The 15,688-nt window shown below is 71.6% G+C and carries 18 protein-coding genes; 6 read left to right on the top strand and 12 right to left on the bottom strand.

Annotation, left to right across the window (positions count from 1 at the left end; genetic code table 11):
* Window positions 1-19: 19 nt before the first annotated feature.
* From ACWIGU_RS16085 to ACWIGU_RS16065, 5 genes are all read right to left on the bottom strand, one after another.
* Window positions 20-1,414, bottom strand: a complete 1,395-nt coding sequence (locus ACWIGU_RS16085) for an NADP-dependent succinic semialdehyde dehydrogenase (RefSeq protein WP_454401282.1) — start codon at window positions 1,412-1,414, stop codon at window positions 20-22.
* A 91-nt stretch (window positions 1,415-1,505) separates the two neighbouring features.
* Window positions 1,506-1,970: an NUDIX domain-containing protein gene (locus ACWIGU_RS16080; RefSeq protein ID WP_454401280.1), complete on the bottom strand. Its 465-nt coding sequence runs from the start codon at window positions 1,968-1,970 to the stop codon at window positions 1,506-1,508.
* Window positions 1,971-2,113: 143 nt separating this feature from the next.
* Window positions 2,114-3,400, bottom strand: coding sequence for a cation:proton antiporter (locus ACWIGU_RS16075; RefSeq protein WP_454401278.1), 1,287 nt, complete (start codon window positions 3,398-3,400; stop codon window positions 2,114-2,116).
* A 4-nt stretch (window positions 3,401-3,404) separates the two neighbouring features.
* Window positions 3,405-3,875 carry a cation:proton antiporter regulatory subunit gene (locus ACWIGU_RS16070; protein ID WP_454401607.1) on the bottom strand — a complete coding sequence of 157 codons (471 nt, stop codon included), beginning with the start codon at window positions 3,873-3,875 and terminating at the stop codon, window positions 3,405-3,407.
* A gap of 122 nt (window positions 3,876-3,997) precedes the next feature.
* Complete coding sequence (locus tag ACWIGU_RS16065; protein ID WP_454401276.1) at window positions 3,998-5,539, bottom strand: ATP-dependent DNA ligase; 1,542 nt, start codon at window positions 5,537-5,539, stop codon at window positions 3,998-4,000.
* 198 nt (window positions 5,540-5,737) lie between these two features.
* On the opposite strand from ACWIGU_RS16065, the gene ACWIGU_RS16060 reads away from it, so the two are divergent.
* The 3 genes from ACWIGU_RS16060 (at window position 5,738) to ACWIGU_RS16050 (ending at window position 7,825) form a co-directional block, all read left to right on the top strand.
* On the top strand, window positions 5,738-5,821 hold the full coding sequence (locus ACWIGU_RS16060) for a putative leader peptide (protein ID WP_351255852.1): 84 nt from the start codon (window positions 5,738-5,740) through the stop codon (window positions 5,819-5,821).
* Window positions 5,822-6,049: 228 nt separating this feature from the next.
* Entirely contained in the window at window positions 6,050-6,610 is a 561-nt protein-coding gene (gene ssuE, locus ACWIGU_RS16055) for an NADPH-dependent FMN reductase (protein ID WP_454401274.1), read from the top strand.
* A gap of 69 nt (window positions 6,611-6,679) precedes the next feature.
* Window positions 6,680-7,825 (top strand): LLM class flavin-dependent oxidoreductase, encoded by a 1,146-nt coding sequence (locus ACWIGU_RS16050; RefSeq protein ID WP_454401272.1) that lies wholly within the window; start codon window positions 6,680-6,682, stop codon window positions 7,823-7,825.
* Window positions 7,826-7,845: 20 nt separating this feature from the next.
* Here the strand turns inward: ACWIGU_RS16050 and ACWIGU_RS16045 are convergent, their stop codons facing one another.
* Both ACWIGU_RS16045 and ACWIGU_RS16040 read right to left on the bottom strand, forming a co-directional pair.
* Entirely contained in the window at window positions 7,846-9,369 is a 1,524-nt protein-coding gene (locus ACWIGU_RS16045; protein WP_454401270.1) for an MFS transporter, read from the bottom strand.
* A 175-nt stretch (window positions 9,370-9,544) separates the two neighbouring features.
* The gene (locus tag ACWIGU_RS16040; RefSeq protein WP_399971524.1) at window positions 9,545-10,036 is read right to left on the bottom strand and encodes a glutathione peroxidase; all 492 of its coding nucleotides are present in this window, start codon (window positions 10,034-10,036) and stop codon (window positions 9,545-9,547) included.
* Between the two features lie 116 nt (window positions 10,037-10,152).
* Here ACWIGU_RS16040 and ACWIGU_RS16035 point away from each other — a divergent pair, with 116 nt between their 5' ends.
* Together ACWIGU_RS16035 and ACWIGU_RS16030 are read left to right on the top strand one after the other, a co-directional pair.
* On the top strand, window positions 10,153-11,238 hold the full coding sequence (locus ACWIGU_RS16035; protein WP_454401268.1) for an S-(hydroxymethyl)mycothiol dehydrogenase: 1,086 nt from the start codon (window positions 10,153-10,155) through the stop codon (window positions 11,236-11,238).
* Entirely contained in the window at window positions 11,238-11,870 is a 633-nt protein-coding gene (locus ACWIGU_RS16030) for an MBL fold metallo-hydrolase (protein WP_454401266.1), read from the top strand. The genes ACWIGU_RS16035 and ACWIGU_RS16030 overlap by 1 nt, the downstream gene beginning before the upstream one ends.
* A gap of 58 nt (window positions 11,871-11,928) precedes the next feature.
* Here ACWIGU_RS16030 and ACWIGU_RS16025 read toward each other — a convergent pair whose 3' ends face one another.
* The 3 genes from ACWIGU_RS16025 to ACWIGU_RS16015 all read right to left on the bottom strand — a co-directional run bounded on the left by ACWIGU_RS16025 (window position 11,929) and on the right by ACWIGU_RS16015 (window position 13,360).
* Window positions 11,929-12,330 (bottom strand): ATP-binding protein, encoded by a 402-nt coding sequence (locus ACWIGU_RS16025; protein WP_454401265.1) that lies wholly within the window; start codon window positions 12,328-12,330, stop codon window positions 11,929-11,931.
* 5 nt (window positions 12,331-12,335) lie between these two features.
* Window positions 12,336-12,911, bottom strand: coding sequence for a VanZ family protein (locus ACWIGU_RS16020; RefSeq protein ID WP_454401263.1), 576 nt, complete (start codon window positions 12,909-12,911; stop codon window positions 12,336-12,338).
* Between the two features lie 164 nt (window positions 12,912-13,075).
* Entirely contained in the window at window positions 13,076-13,360 is a 285-nt protein-coding gene (locus ACWIGU_RS16015) for a hypothetical protein (protein WP_454401262.1), read from the bottom strand.
* A gap of 145 nt (window positions 13,361-13,505) precedes the next feature.
* On the opposite strand from ACWIGU_RS16015, the gene ACWIGU_RS16010 reads away from it, so the two are divergent.
* Entirely contained in the window at window positions 13,506-14,201 is a 696-nt protein-coding gene (locus tag ACWIGU_RS16010) for a DUF2470 domain-containing protein (protein ID WP_454401260.1), read from the top strand.
* Here ACWIGU_RS16010 and ACWIGU_RS16005 read toward each other — a convergent pair.
* The gene (locus ACWIGU_RS16005) at window positions 14,182-14,481 is read right to left on the bottom strand and encodes a hypothetical protein (protein ID WP_454401258.1); all 300 of its coding nucleotides are present in this window, start codon (window positions 14,479-14,481) and stop codon (window positions 14,182-14,184) included. The two genes, ACWIGU_RS16010 and ACWIGU_RS16005, sit on opposite strands and share 20 nt — an antisense overlap.
* A gap of 61 nt (window positions 14,482-14,542) precedes the next feature.
* The gene (locus ACWIGU_RS16000; RefSeq protein ID WP_454401256.1) at window positions 14,543-15,631 is read right to left on the bottom strand and encodes an acyltransferase family protein; all 1,089 of its coding nucleotides are present in this window, start codon (window positions 15,629-15,631) and stop codon (window positions 14,543-14,545) included.
* Window positions 15,632-15,688 lie beyond the last annotated feature (57 nt).

Genomic DNA, 15,688 nt, shown 5'->3' with positions numbered 1-15,688 from the left:
AAGGGCCGGCGCGGACGGTTCAGGCCCCGACCCATACCGTAGTGATGTTGCAGAACTCGCGGATCCCGTGGGCCGAGAGCTCTCTGCCGTAGCCGGAGCGCTTGACGCCGCCGAACGGGAAGGCCGGGTGCGAGGCGGTCATTCCGTTGACGTAGACGCCGCCTGCCTCGATGTCGCGGGCGAAGCGGTCGATCTCCGCCGCGTCATGGGTCCACACGTTGGAACTCAGCCCGAACGGTGTGTCGTTGGCCAGGGCGACGGCCTCGTCCAGGTCGCCGATGCGGTACAGCGTGGCGACCGGGCCGAAGGTCTCCTCGCGGTGGATGCGCATGTCTTCCGTGATGTCGGTGATGACCGTCGGCTCGTAGTACCAGCCGCTCTTGGCGTACGCCTCGGGCCGTCGGCCGCCGCACAGCACCGTCGCGCCGCTCTCCACGGCGTCGTCCACGAGTTCTTCCAGGTCGGAGCGGCCCTGCTCGCTGGCGAGCGGCCCGACGTCGGTGTTCTCGTCCATCGGGTCGCCCACCCGCAGGGCCCGCATCCCGGAGACGAACAGCTCGGCGAACTCGTCGTACACGTCCGTGTGCACGATGAACCGCTTCGCCGCGATGCACGACTGCCCGTTGTTCTGCGCCCGCGCCGTCACAGCGACCTTCGCCGCCTTCGCCACGTCGGCCGACGGCAGCACGACGAACGGGTCGCTGCCGCCCAGCTCCAGGACTGTCTTCTTGACCTCGTCGCCCGCGATCGAGGCGACGGAACGCCCCGCCGGCTCGCTTCCGGTCAGCGTCGCCGCCACGACCCGCTCATCGCGCAGTACGCCCTCGACCGCGCGCGAGCCGATGAGCAGCGTCTGGAAACACCCGTCGGGGAACCCGGCCCTGCGGAACAGATCCTGGAGGTAGAGCGCGGTCTGCGGCACGTTCGACGCGTGCTTGAGCAGTCCCACGTTTCCTGCCATCAGGGCGGGCGCGGCGAACCGTACGACCTGCCACAGCGGGAAGTTCCACGGCATCACGGCGAGGACGATGCCCAGCGGCCGGTAGCGGACATGGGCGCTGACCGCGCCGGAGTCCTCCACGTCCTTGGCCGAGGGGTGCTCGTCGGCAAGAAGCTCCTGCGCGTGCTCCGCGTACCAGCGCATCGCCTTCGCGCACTTCGCGGCCTCCGCGCGGGCCGCCACGACGGGCTTGCCCATCTCGGTGGTCATGACGCGCGCGATGTCGTCACGGTCCGCGTCGAGCAGGTCCGCGGCGGCCTGGAGCAGCCGGGCCCGCTCGAAGAACGTGGTGGTGCGGTACGTGCGGAACGTGCCGGCGGCGAGAAGGAGCCGGTGCTCGATCTCCTCGTCGGTCAGGGCGTCGTACGTCTTGAGCGTCTCGCCGTTCGCGGGGTTGACCGTCGCGATGGGCATGGGGGTGACCTCCTCTGCGCGGTGCTTCGACCTTGCCGCGCCACGTCGCGCCGCGCAACGCGGACGGACCGGGTACCCGGTGGCGCGGCCGTCAGACGTGCTCGGCGAGCCGGTCGAGGAAGACGGTCTGCGCCCGCACCACAAGGGGACGCGCCGCGTCGAGCCCGAGCCAGGCCGCGCGGTCCAGCTCGGGGAACTCGGCCCTGCGCCCCGAGCCCTTCGGCCACTCCATCGTGAACGTGCCGGGCACGAATCCGTCCAGGTCGAGGTCACCTTCCACGGCCCACACGGTGACGTGCTTGCCGCCGGACTGCACGATGTCGCCGAGCGGCATGGGCGTGCCGTCGGGCGGCGCAAGTCCCAGTTCCTCCTGGAACTCCCTGCGCGCCGCCGCCCACGGCTCCTCGTCGTCCTCGTACTCGCCCTTCGGCACCGTCCACGCCCCGGCCTTGCGCCGCTCCCAGAACGGGCCGCCCATGTGTCCGAGCAGCACCTCCGTACCGGCGGCCGAGCGCCGGAACAGGAGCAGGCCCGCGCTCTGCTTCTTGTACGCCATGGGACCAGTGTCGGCGGGCTACAGGTGAACGGCGCTCTCCGTGCGGCCCTCCGAGTACGGCGACTCTGACGCCCCCGCCCCCCGCCGAAGGCCCCCGCTCCGGGCGGCGACCTGGACGGCCGACGACCGGGCGGGTGACCGGATCAGGACGAGGAGTTCGATGCCCGCCCGGACTGGGCCTCGGCCTCGGGGCCGAGCGGCTCCTGCGCGTCCCGCGGCGCGGGCACGATCCCCGCGCCCGCGGTGACCGCCGGGGCCGGTGCGTCGCCGCGCTGCCGCCACCGCGAGACGCGCATCGCGACGGGCTCGGTGAAGCGTGCCGTCAGCGGTCCGACGATGACGAGGATCAGGACGTACGCGGTCGCCAGCGGACCGAGCCTGGGCTCGATCCCGGCCGTGACCGCAAGGCCCGCGATGACGATGGAGAACTCGCCGCGCGCCACGAGAGCGCCGCCGGCACGCCAGCGGCCCTTGACGGAGATCTTCGCCCGCCGCGCCGCCCAGTAGCCGGTTGCGATCTTCGTGCAGGCCGTGACGACCGCGAGAGCGAGCGCCGGAAGCAGGACCGGCGGAATGCTCGCGGGATCGGTGTGCAGGCCGAAGAAGACGAAGAACACGGCGGCGAACAGGTCGCGCAGCGGCAGCAGCAGCGAGTGGGCGCCCTCGGCGACCTCACCGGACAGGGCGATGCCGACGAGGAACGCGCCGACCGCCGCCGACACCTGGAGCTGCTGCGCGATCCCCGCGACCAGGATCGTCAGGCCGAGCACCACCAGGAGCAGCTTCTCCGGGTCGTCGCTGGAGACGAACCGGGAGATGTGACGGCCGTACCGAACGGCGAGGAACAGGACGAGGCCCGCCGCTCCGAGGGCGATGGCCAGCGTGACACCGCCCGCCGCCCAGCCGACCCCTGCCAGCAGCGCCGTGATGATCGGCAGATAGACCGCCATCGCCAGGTCCTCGAGGACCAGGATGCTGAGGATCACCGGGGTCTCCCGGTTGCCGACCCGGCCGAGGTCGCCGAGCACCTTGGCGATCACACCCGACGACGAGATCCACGTGACACCGGCGAGGACGACGGCCGCCACCGGGCCCCAGCCCATCAGCAGCGCCGCCGCGGCGCCCGGCAGTGCGTTGAACGCGCAGTCGACGAGGCCCGCCGGGTACTGCGTCTTGAGGTTGCTGACGAGATCGCTGGCCGTGTACTCCAGGCCCAGCATCAGCAGCAGCAGGATGACGCCGATCTCGGCGCCGATCGCCACGAACTCCTCGCTCGCGCCGAGCGGGAGCAGCCCGCCCTCGCCGAACGCGAGGCCCGCGAGGAGGTAGAGGGGGATGGGTGAGAACCGGAACCGCCCGGCGAATCTGCCCAGGAGGCCGAGCGCGAGGATGATCGCCCCGAATTCGATGAGGAACACCGCGGAGTGCATCCGATCACTCCCTTCCGAGTATCGTCGCCGCCGCTTCCACGCCCTCGCGGGTGCCGATGACGATCACGGTGTCCCCGCCGGCGAGCCGGAAGTCGGGGGTGGGCGACGGGATCGCCTCGGCGCGCCGCAGCACGGCCACGATCGAGGCGCCGGTCTCGGTGCGCAGCTGCGTCTCGCCGAGCAGGCGCCCGTTCCAGTGCGAGGTCGCGCCGATCTCGACGCGCTCGGCGACGAGGCCCAGATCGGTGGTGTGCAGCAGGTTGGGGCTGTGGTGGGACGGCATCAGCGCGTCGATCAGCGCGGCCGCCTCACCGGACGTCAGCTTCAGCGACAGGTCGCAGGCGTCCGGGTCGTCGGTCCGGTAGGCGCTCAGGGTGCGCCCGCCGTCCCGGTGCGCGACCACCGACACCTGGCGTCGGTCGCGGGTGGTCAGGTCGTACCGGAAGCCGATCCCCGGCAGTGGCGTGCGGCTCAGACGTGAAGCGGGCACAGCTCTCCCCTTGTCCGTGCTTGTCCTGGGTGATGCATGGCGCCTGCACTTACCGGGCGCCAGGTGTCACCCTATCGGCCCCAATATTTGGCAAAGGAACGGTCTTGTTACGGGGCCGGGTGCGCGGCGAGCACCGTCTCGACCGTGTCCGCGTCCTCGGCCCTCTTGTCCTCGCGGTACCGCACCACGCGCGCGAAGCGCAGCGTGACGCCGGCCGGGTAGCGGGTGGACCTCTGCAGACCGTCGTAGGCGATCTCCACGACCAGCTCGGGCCGCACCGTGACGACATGTCCGTCGTCGCTCGTGGCCAGCTCCCGCAGCCGTTCCGTCTGCCAGGCGAGCAGCGCGTCCGTGAGCCCCTTGAACGTCTTGCCCAGCATCGCGAAAGAGCCGTCCGGCCTGCGCGCACCGAGGTGCAGATTCGACAGCTTGCCCGTGCGCCGGCCGTGCCCCCACTCCGCCGCGAGCACCACCAGGTCCAGCGTGTGTACGGGCTTCACCTTCAGCCAGGACGCGCCGCGCCGCCCCGCGCTGTACGGGGCGTCGAGCGCCTTCACGACGACGCCCTCATGACCGCGGCGCAGGGCGTCGGCGAAGAACGCGTCGGCCGCCCCACGGGCCGCCGCGTCCTCTCCGTCCGGAACGACGACGTGCCGCACCCGCATCACCTGCGGCACCAGCCGCGCCAGGCACGCGTGGCGCTCGGCGAACGGCAGATCGAGCAGCTCGTCCCCGCCCGCGTACAAGACGTCGAAGAACACCGGCACCACGGGGACGGACCCGGCGGCCGTCACCACGTCCACCCGCGAACCCACACGGCTCGCGATCTCCTGGAACGGGCGCGGCCGGCCGTCCCCGTCGAGCGCGATGACCTCCCCGTCGAGGATGAAGCGGTCCCCGTCGATCCCGGCGGCCACGGCCGTGACCTCGGGCAGCCGGTCGGTGATGTCGTCGAGCGTGCGCGTGTAGACGCCTACGACGTCGCCGTCGCGGTGGACCTGTACGCGGATGCCGTCCAGCTTCTCCTCCACCGCGCACGCCCCGAGCTTGTCCACGGCCTCCCCGACCGAGGACGCGCTGTGCGCCAGCATCGGGAACACCGGGCGCCCGACGGTCAGTCGGAACTCGCCCAGCGCGTCCGGGCCCTCGGTCAGCAGGGCCTGTGCCACGACCTGGAGCGACCCGGTCAGCATCACCGCGCGCCGGACCTCCTCCGGCGACGCGCCGGTCGCCCGCGCCAGCCCCTCCAGAGCCACCGCGTCGAGCGCCCCCTGCCGCACCTCGCCGGTGAGCAGACCGAACAGGAACCGCTGCTCGTCCTCGGTCGCGGCGCCCATCAACTCCCCGACGAGACGGGTCCGTTCGGCCTGCGACCCGGCGCCTGCCACATTGCCGAGGGCGGTCAGCGCGGCGTCGACGTCCTGGACCGTCAGCCGGGGCTGCGCGGCCGGCGCCACCGGGTCGCGCAGCACCCGCCATCCGATGCCGAGACGCCCCTGCGGGAGGCGTCCCGCCAGGTAAGGGATCACGATCGCTACGTCGTCCGGCTCCGCCGCCCGGAAGAGCTCGGCGAGCAGCGCGATCTTCCGCGACCGCGCCCTGGTGGCCGCGACCTCCTGGGACACCTGTGCGAGCCGGGAGAACAGCATGCAGCCATCGTGCACCGGGTCGCGGTGCGGCGCACGAGGGTACGGGCTCGCGCCGAATAAACCGCACTCGCCAAAGGATTCCCGAAAGGGACTCGCCCTTCGTGTCTATTCTCCCGTCATCAAAAGGCCGTTCCGCGATGCGAGACCGGCACGGAGGTTTCTTGACTGGCGCGACGCGCCCCTGGTTGGATCGGTGGCATGAACACGAGACTGGACCTCACGCGGCGACGCCATGTCGACCTCGCGCGCGTCTCCAGCTCCTTCTGTTGCCGCGCCCTCTGACGAGCCACACGCGCCCCGGCGACCAGGCCGCCTCCGCGGCGACCGCCGTCGTCGAACCTCCACCGTGCCGATCGGTTTCCGCACGGCTTCCCACCACACCGCACTGAACCGCACCGTGTATTCGGCACGCGTGAATTCCTGAATTCCGGCACTCCCGAGTTTCCCGCGTTCGGTCCTTTCGCAGTGCCCGTGTTCCACGTGCCGAATTCCAGTCCGAAGGGTCCCGTCATGGCCACCGTCCTCTCCATTTCCGGAAGTCCGTCCGCCACCTCCCGCACGGCGCGACTCCTGCGTCACCTCGACGCGCGGCTCGAAGCGCAGGGCCACGACGTCCATGCGCTCGACGTCCGCGCCCTGCCCGCCGAGGCGCTCCTCGGCGCGGACTTCGCCCACCCGGCCATCGTCGAGGCGACCGAGCTCCTCGCCCGCGCCGACGGGGTCGTCGTCGCGACGCCCGTCTACAAGGCCGCGTACTCCGGGCTCCTCAAGGCGCTCCTCGACCTGCTGCCGCAGTACGGACTCGACGGCAAGACCGTGCTGCCGCTCGCCACCGGCGGCACCACCGCCCATGTCCTCGCCCTCGACTACGCGCTGCGGCCCGTCCTCAACTCCATGGGCGCCGACCACATCGTCCAGGGGTGGTTCACCCTCGACAAGGACATCACCGTAGCCCCGGACGGCACGGTCGGTGTCGCGCCGGGGTCGGCCGAGGCGCTCGGCCGCGTCGTCGACCAGTTCTCCGGCGCGCTCACACGCACCGCGAGGCCCCTGCTCGCCGCGGCGAGCTGACGCGTCAACTCCGGTCCAGTCGGGGCCTGTTGACAGCCTGTTGTAGTCCCTTGCGATCGGAGTCCGCCCGTGTCCCTCACCTTCCACTGGTTCCTGCCGACCAACGGCGACAGCCGCCACGTCGTCGGCGGTGGTCACGGCACACCCGTGACCGCGGCGGGCGGTGACCGGCCCCCGTCCATCGGCTACCTCACGCAGATCGCCCGCGCCGCCGAGGACCTCGGCTTCGTCGGCGCGCTGACCCCCACCGGCGCCTGGTGCGAGGACGCGTGGCTGACCACCGCGATGCTCAGCCAGCAGACCGAGCGCCTGAAGTTCCTCGTCGCGTTCCGGCCCGGCTTCGTCTCGCCCACGCTCGCCGCGCAGATGGCGTCCACGTACCAGCGTCAGACCGGCGGCAGGCTTCTGCTGAACGTCGTGACGGGCGGCGAGAGCCGCGAGCAGCGCGCCTACGGCGACTTCCTCGACAAGGAATCCCGGTACGCGCGCACCGGTGAATTCCTGGAGATCGTCCGGAGGCTGTGGGCCGGCGACACCGTCGACCTGGCGGGCGAACACCTCCAGGTGCAGGACGCCCGGCTCGCCCGGCTGCCCGACCCCGTTCCCGAGGTGTACTTCGGTGGCTCCTCGCCCGTCGCGGGGGAGATCGCGGCGCGGCACAGCGACGTCTACCTCACCTGGGGCGAGCCGCCCGCCCAGGTCGCCGAGAAGATCGCCTGGATCCGCGGCCTCGCCGAGAAGGAGGGCCGCACCGTCCGCTTCGGGATCCGGCTGCACGTCATCACGCGCGACACCGCCGAGCAGGCCTGGGCGGAGGCCGACCGGCTCCTCCAGGGCTTCGACCCGGCCACCGTCAGGTCCGTCCAGGAGGGGCTGGCGCGCAGCGAGTCCGAGGGCCAGCAGCGCATGCTCGCCCTGCACGGCGGAAGCTCCGGCAGCCTGGAGATCCACCCGAACCTGTGGGCCGGCATCGGACTCGTGCGCGGCGGCGCCGGTACCGCGCTGGTGGGCAGCCATGACGAGGTCGCCGACCGCGTCGAGGAGTACCACCGCCTCGGCATCGACGAGTTCGTGCTCTCCGGATACCCGCACCTGGAGGAGGCGTACTGGTTCGGTGAGGGCGTCCTGCCGCGGCTGCAAGCGCGCGGGCTCTGGGCACACCCGCACAAGGAAGCGGCAGCACTGACAGCACCCCAGGTCCCGTTCGGGAGCTGAGCCGGTCCGCAGGCCCGCCGCTACGGAACCTTCCCCTGGTCCCGCTTGTGCGGCCCGGGCTCCAACGCCGGCGCCGCCACACCCAGATGCGAGCGGCACTGCGGCTTCGGAGCCTCCTCCAGCCGCGGCCGGACCGCCGCCGGACGGATGAACACGACGGCCGTCGCCGACCCCAGCGCGAACAGCAGGGCGCACCCCATGGCCGCCCGGTGGAACGACGTGTTGACGGAGTCCGGCTGCGTGTACGCGTCCCCGGACAGGCCCACCGCAAGCGGCAGCGCCGCCACCACGAGGAGCTGCGCGATCCGGGCCGCCGTGTTGTTGACGCCGCTGGCGAGCCCGGCGCGGCCCGGCTCCACCGACGCCAGGACGGTGGCAGTCAGAGGCGCGACGAACACGCTCATGCCCAGACCGAGCACCGCCACCGCGGGCAGCACATCGGCCACGTACGACGCACCGGGCCCGATCCGCAGCATCAGGAGCAGGCCCACTGCCGCGATCAGCGGCCCGGCGACCAGGGGCGGCGTCGGCCCGACACGGCGCGCGAGATCGCCCGCACGGGGGGAGAGCAGCAGCATCAGGACGGTGATCGGCAGCGTCGCCGTACCCGCCTCCAGCGCGCTGTAGCCGAGCGCGATCTGGAGCTGTACGGGCATGAGGAAGAGGATGCCGCCGATCCCCGCGTACAGGCACAGCGTCATCGCGTTGGCCGCGCTGAACAGCCGGGAGCGGAACAGCGAGGGCGGCAGCATCGGCTCGGCGCGCCGGTGCTCCACGAAGACGAAGACGATGCCGGCCGCGACACCGAGTACGGCGGGCAGCGCCGTCGACACGAGGGACGCGCCGCCGGACGACCCGATCAGCGCGTAACTGACGCCCACCAGACACAGGGCGGCGAGGGATGCGCCCGCCATGTCGAAGCGGGTCCCGGCGACCCCGGCCTCACGGCTCTCCGGCACGTGCCGCACCGCGATCAGCAGCACGATCACGGCCAGCGGCACATTGATCAGGAAGATCCACCGCCACCCGGGTCCGTCGATCAGATACCCGCCGAGGAACGGCCCGAGCGCCCCCGCCACACCCGTGAGCCCCGACCAGGCGCCCACGGCCCGCGACTGGTCCTCGGGGCAGAACGAGGACCGTACGAGGGCCAGCGACCCGGGGGTGAGGAGCGCACCGCCCACTCCTTGCAACGCGCGGGCCGCGATGAGTACACCCTGGTCGGGGGCGAGCCCGCACAGCGCCGACGCGACCGCGAACCAGGCCACGCCGAGCACGAGAGTGCGCCGCCGCCCGATCCGGTCACCGAGCGCTCCGCCCCACAGGAGCAGGGCGGACAGGGTCAGCATGTAGGCGTTCACGACCCACTGGAGGCTCGACAGGGACGCGTCGAGATCGCGGCCGATGGTCGGCAGGGCGACATTCACCACCGTGCCGTCGAGCATCGCCATCCCGGAGGCCAGGACGACACAGGCGAGGATCCAGCGACCCCTGGCGGAGGAGAGCCGGATTCCGGGGGCGGACTCGACGGGTTCGGGTGCCATCGCAGCCATTGTCGTGGACGCGGGGGAGCGGCGCGAGGCCGCGCCGCGGGCGAGCCGTTCCGCCGCGCCGTCATCGCGCCCGGCCCGGTCGGCCACGGAGCCTTCGACACACCCCGCGCCGACTGTTCGGAGCGGGGTATGACGGAGGCCGGCGAGCGGAGTACCCGCGTAACCGCTACTTGGGAAGGTTGGCCTCGATCGCGGCGAGGACCTCGGGGGCGTCCGGCACGACCTGCGGCGAGAAGCGGGCGACGACCTCGCCCTTGGGGGAGAGCACGAACTTCTCGAAGTTCCAGCGGATGTCCCCGTCGTGGCCCTCCGCGTCCGCCGTGGTGACCAGACGCTCGTACAGCGGGTGGCGCCCCTCGCCGTTCACCTCGACCTTCTCGGTCATCGGGAACGTCACGCCGTACGTCGCCGAGCAGAACTCGGCGATCTCCTCGGCGCTGCCGGGCTCCTGGCCCATGAACTGGTTGCAGGGGACCCCGAGCACGCTGAAGCCGCGGCCCGCGTACTCGGCGTGGAGCTGCTCCAGGGCCGCGTACTGCGGGGTGAGGCCGCACTTCGAGGCCACATTGACGATGAGGACGGCCTTGCCCTCGTACTGGGGGAGGTCGGCGGGGCCGCCCTGGAGGGCGGCGATCTCGACATTCTCGTAGACAGACATGCTTCGGATGCTAGCGACCCGTGCGGTCGCGCTCCTCGTCACCCCGCCCCGGATCGGGGGCCCGTCTGTGAAGATGGCGAAGAACGATGCGACGAGCGAGTGGAGGGCTGATCGTCATGGCGCAGCAGGTGCGAGGCGTGATCGCGCGGGCCAAGGGAGAGCCGGTGCGGATCGAGACGATCGTCGTGCCGGATCCCGGGCCCGGGGAGGCCGTGGTCGAGATCCAGGCGTGCGGGGTCTGTCATACCGACCTGCACTACCGGGAGGGCGGCATCAACGACGAGTTCCCGTTCCTGCTCGGTCATGAGGCGGCCGGCGTCGTGGAGTCCGTGGGCGAGGGCGTCACGGAGGTAGCGCCGGGCGACTTCGTGATCCTCAACTGGCGTGCCGTGTGCGGGCAGTGCCGTGCCTGCCTGCGCGGGCGTCCCCAGTACTGCTTCGACACGCACAACGCGAAGCAGAAGATGACGCTCCTCGACGGCACGGAGCTGTCGCCCGCGCTCGGCATCGGCGCGTTCGCCGAGAAGACGCTCGTCGCCGCCGGGCAGTGCACCAAGGTCGACCCGGAGGCGTCGCCCGCCGCAGCGGGTCTGCTCGGCTGCGGCGTCATGGCCGGTCTCGGAGCCGCCATCAACACCGGCAACGTGGGCCGCGGCGACTCGGTCGCCGTCATCGGCTGCGGAGGGGTCGGCGCGGCGGCCGTGACCGGCGCCCACCTCGCCGGTGCCGGGAAGATCATCGCCATCGACCTCGACGACAAGAAGCTGGCGACGGCGAAGAAGCTCGGCGCCACGCACACCGTCAACTCCCGCTCCTCCGATCCGGTCGAGGCCGTACGCGAGCTGACCGGAGGGTTCGGCGCCGACGTCGTCATCGAGGCGGTCGGCCGCCCGGAGACCTACAAGCAGGCCTTCTACGCCCGCGACCTCGCCGGAACCGTCGTCCTCGTCGGCGTCCCCACGCCCGAGATGCGGCTCGAACTGCCCCTGCTCGACGTGTTCGGGCGCGGCGGCGCGCTCAAGTCGTCCTGGTACGGCGACTGTCTGCCCTCGCGCGACTTCCCGATGCTGATCGACCTCTACCGGCAGGGCCGGCTCGACCTCGACACTTTCGTGACCGAGACGATCGCCCTGGAGGACGTGGAGAAGGCGTTCGAGCGAATGCACCACGGCGACGTGCTGCGCTCGGTGGTGGTCTTCTGATGGCGGGCGCGCGCATCGAACACCTCGTCACGTCCGCCACGTTCTCCCTCGACGGGGGCACCTGGGACGTCGACAACAACGTATGGCTCGTCGGGGACGACAGCGAGGTCGTCGTGATCGACGCGGCGCACGACGCCGACGCGATCGCCGAGGCCGTGGGTGACCGGCGGCTCGTCGCCATCGTGTGCACCCACGCGCACGACGACCACATCGACGCGGCGCCCGCGCTCGCCGAGCGCACCGGGGCGCCCATCCTCCTGCACCCCGCGGACACGGAGCTGTGGAAGCAGAAGCACCCCGACCGCACGCCTGACGGAGAACTCGCCGATGGTCAGCAACTGGCGGTGGCGGGCGTGGAGTTGACCGTGCTGCACACGCCGGGGCACTGCCACGGCGCGGTCAGCCTGTACGCGCCGGACCTCGGTGCCGTCTTCACCGGCGACACGCTGTTCGCGGGCGGCCCCGGGGCGACGGGCCGGTCGTTCAGCGACTTCCCGACCATCGTAGAGTCGATCAGGGAGCGGCTCCTCACGCTGCCGCCGGAGACCGTCGTGCGGACCGGGCACGGCGACAGCACGACCATCGGGGCCGAGGCGCCTCACCTGGAGGAGTGGATCGCCAGGGGGCACTGAGCCGGGCGATCAGGCCGGGCGGCGGACGGAGTGCTGCCGCCCGGGTGCTCGCCGGCCGTCAGGGGTGGGCGAGTACCGCGCGTACCGTCTTGCCGCCGTACGGGTCCGGGACCACGCACAGACGGCGTGACAGCGCGTCGACGAGCGGGATGCCGCGGCCCGACTCCGCGGACACGGAAGCCGGCTTGAGGCGCGGGTGGTGGGGGCTGTCGTCATGGACCGAGACGGTCAGCTCGTCCGCGTCCAGGCACAGACTCATACGGCAGTGACTGCCCTTGATCCGGGCCGCGTTGGCGACCAGCTCCGAGACGACGAGTACCGCGTCGTGCGTGCCGCCGGCGCTCCGTCCCGCGAGAAATTCCTGGGTGAGGCGCCGGGCCCAGCGGGCCGAGCCCGAGCCCTGCGGCAAGAGGTACTCCACGCGTGCGGGCCGCCGTACGGCGCGCTTGGGCGCACGCATGACGATCACTTCCTTCCGTCGCCTGTGGCGCCGGGTGTTCCCCGGTAACGAGCCCCATTCCCCGGGATTCTGATCGCCAAGCGGTTACGGCCCGACGGCCGCGCGAGGGCGTGGTAGCTGTGCCCGATGCGACGCCCGAGCAGGAAGTAGGCGATCAGGGCGCCCGTCGTATTCAGGATCACGTCGTCCACATCGAAGGCGCGTCCCTCGACGATCGCGCCCTGCGCCAGCTCCACGAGCGCCATCACGAGCACCGTCACCGCGAGCACCCGCAGCATGCGGCCCTTGCGCGGCACGAGCACCGGAAGCAGCAGCCCGAAGGGCGCACCGAGCAGCAGATTCCCGCCGATCTGCTTGCACGCGCCGAGGAACGTGTACGACTCGGCGTACTGGCGCAGGGAGTGTCCCGGCCGCATGTTGGACCCCGCGACGTCCGCCGACGCCGGGGACGGCGTCAGGGTCAGCCGGGCGAGGACCGCGGAGAACGCCACGAGAGCCGAGAACGCGAAGCCGGCGATGAGCGCCCGGGCGACGATCCGCCCCCACGGCACCGGCTTCCGTGTCGCCGGCTTGCGCGCCACAGGTTTCCGCGCCGCCGGTTTCCGTGGCGCCCGCTTCCGTGCCTCGCCCTTGCGATCCCGGCCCTTGCGATCCTGGCCCTTTCTCCGACGTGCCGCAGTCTCTGGGGTCATGGAGGCCGGTTGCCCCGGCGCGCCCCGGCCAATCCGGCTCGGGACCGTTCGCGTCAGCTCTTCGCCTCCGGAGGATGCGTCAGGGAGTCCAGGAACCGCTGCAGCGCGGGGGATCCTTCGCCGCAGCGGCCGCGCTCGACGTGCGGTATCGACAGCTTCCCCAGGCGCAGGTCCTGCGCCTCCATGGCCTGCGCCAAGTGCAGTCGTTCCAGGGCACGTTCGGCGGCTGTCTGACGTACGTACTCGACCACCGTCACGCCCAGGTGGTCCGCGTGCGAGCGGACCGCGTCGTACTCGTCCGGCGTGAAGAGGTCCCGCAGAAGGGCAGTACCGTCCATGGCGGCATGATGCCGCTCCCGGCCGACACGCGTGGGCGTATGGCATATTCACCGCCCGATCGCGTGGCGTTCGCCGCCCTCACGCGTACTGGCCCCCTCCGCGAATCTCCGATAAGTTAGGCAAGGCTTACCTAAGGAGGTTCGGATGGGTGTCCGACAGATCAGTGCCGCCGCTCCCACCGCGGCGGCACGCGCGCGATCAATTCTGGCCACCGCCTGGTCGTGCGAAGTGACGACGGACATCGGGCGGGAGGACCTCGTCGGATCCCATCGCGTCACCGATGAGGGCGAGGTACGGATCCAGCCGCCGGCCGACAGCCTCCTGTCCGCCGCCGTGGTCTGCGCGCCCCGGGGTGAGCCGACCGCGCTCATCGAGTTCGCGGACGCCGCGCCGGTACCCGTCAGGGACCGGATCCGCGCGCGTCTGTTGCTGTCCGGGGCGCTCGAGCCCGACGGCGAGCAGTTCGTGCTCAGGCCCGTCCGCGCCGTACTCCAGACGCGTACCGGTCGCACGGGCATCGGTCTCGACGAACTCGCCGAGACCGTGCCCGACCCCCTCACCGCGGCAGAACCCCGCCTGCTCACCCATCTTGCCGACTGCCACCCCGAAGCCGTCGAGCAGCTCACCCGGCTCGTCGACGTGGACAGCCTGCACGGCGTCGTCCGGGTCCAGCCCCTGGCCGTCGACCGGCACGGGATCACCCTCCGGCTCGAACGCATCCGCGGCCAGGCCGACGTGCGCCTCCCGTTCCACGCGCCCGCCGACGACCTGGGGCAGCTCAACGAGCGCATGCACGCCCTGCTTTCCTCGGCGCAGGCGATCAGCCGCCGTCGCAGGTGAGGTCGGCGGCGCGCATGAATCCGAGGGGCGCGCCGTTGTCCGTACGCGAGACCCGCCACAACTCGTCCGCGCCCTGCCGTGTGCCGTTGACCGGGATGCCCGGGTCCAGATGGCCGACGATGTCCGTCCACGGATTGTTGCCCGCGTAGATCGGGGCGTCCTCGTGCGTGGCGAAACACGTGCCGCCCGCGTGCGCCGTGCCGCCGAGCAGGGGCAGGGAGGCGAGGAGCAGGGCCGCGGGGAGCAGCAGCCGGAAGCGGCGGAAGCGGGTGCGGTTCACGAGGGTGCCTCTCTGGGGGCCGGCTGAATGTCCGGCTGAAGGTTCGGCGACTCGGCACAGGCTAGGGGCGCAGGACCCGCTCGCCGGGGACGCCGGTCACCGGCGGTTCGGCCTCCCGCACCGGTTCCGTACGCCGAAACGCCCACGGCACGCGCGGCTCCACGGCGAACCGGAAGGCCCACCGCACGGGAGACGTACACAGAAGGGTGATGACGGCGACCGCCGTGGCGGTCACCGCCAGTTCGCCCGCCGGAGTGTGCAGCCACGGGTGGTCGTACCAGCCCCAGAAGCGGGACGACTTGATGAGGAAGCCGTGCAGCAGGTACGCGTACAGCGTCCCGGTGCCCAGTGTCGTGAACAGTGTCCTGCGTCCCGGCACCCACGCCAGGAAGCAGGCGCTGAGGACGACGGCGAGGGCGAACAGGGCCGGGGTCGTGACCAGTCCCGCCCAGGCGGGGGCGCCGAGGCCGGTGACGCTGCCCCGGTGGTAGAACCAGCCCGCGTCGAACCAGGGCGCCACCACGTATGCGGCGATCAGCGCCGCGGCCGCCACGGGCAGCGCCCACAGCCGGGCCCGCCGTGTGCGCAGCCGCTCGAAGTGCTCGGGCCGCAGCGTCAGCCCGAGGACGAAGAACGGCAGGAAGCCCATCACCCGTTGGAGCGCCAGGTCACCGCCCGCGTCGGGCGTCATCGACACGAACACGGCCAGCGCCAGAGCGACGGGCACCGGGTGACGCAGTTGCAGCCAAAGGGGCGTGGTGAGCCGCCAGATGAACAGCGCGACCAGGAACCACATCAGATACCAGGGGTCGAGCAGGCTGATCGGATACTCCGGATCGTCCTGTGCCCACCGGTAGAACAGTGTGTACGCGACCTCGAACAGCACGTACGGCACCACGACCCCGCCGACGAGGCGGCGCAGCCGGCCGGGCGCCATGTCAAAACTTCGGGAGAAATAGCCGGAGATGAGAGCGAACGCCGGCATGTGGAAGGCGTACACGCCCAGATACACCGCCGTCACGGTGCGGCTCCCGTACGTCAGTGGTTCCCACGCGTGCCCGCATGCCACGAGCACGATCGTCAGGTATTTCGCGTTGTCGAAGTACGGGTCCCGTGCTCCCAGGGTGCCCGGTCCGTGCCGCCTGTCCATTGTTCCCCTTGAGCCCCTCGCGGTGCATGACCCTTGGTGCCCTGCCCGATAGGGCCC

It is taken from the genome of Streptomyces sp. NPDC055400 (assembly GCF_053644375.1).
This window is presented reverse-complemented; position numbering and strand designations above follow the sequence as displayed.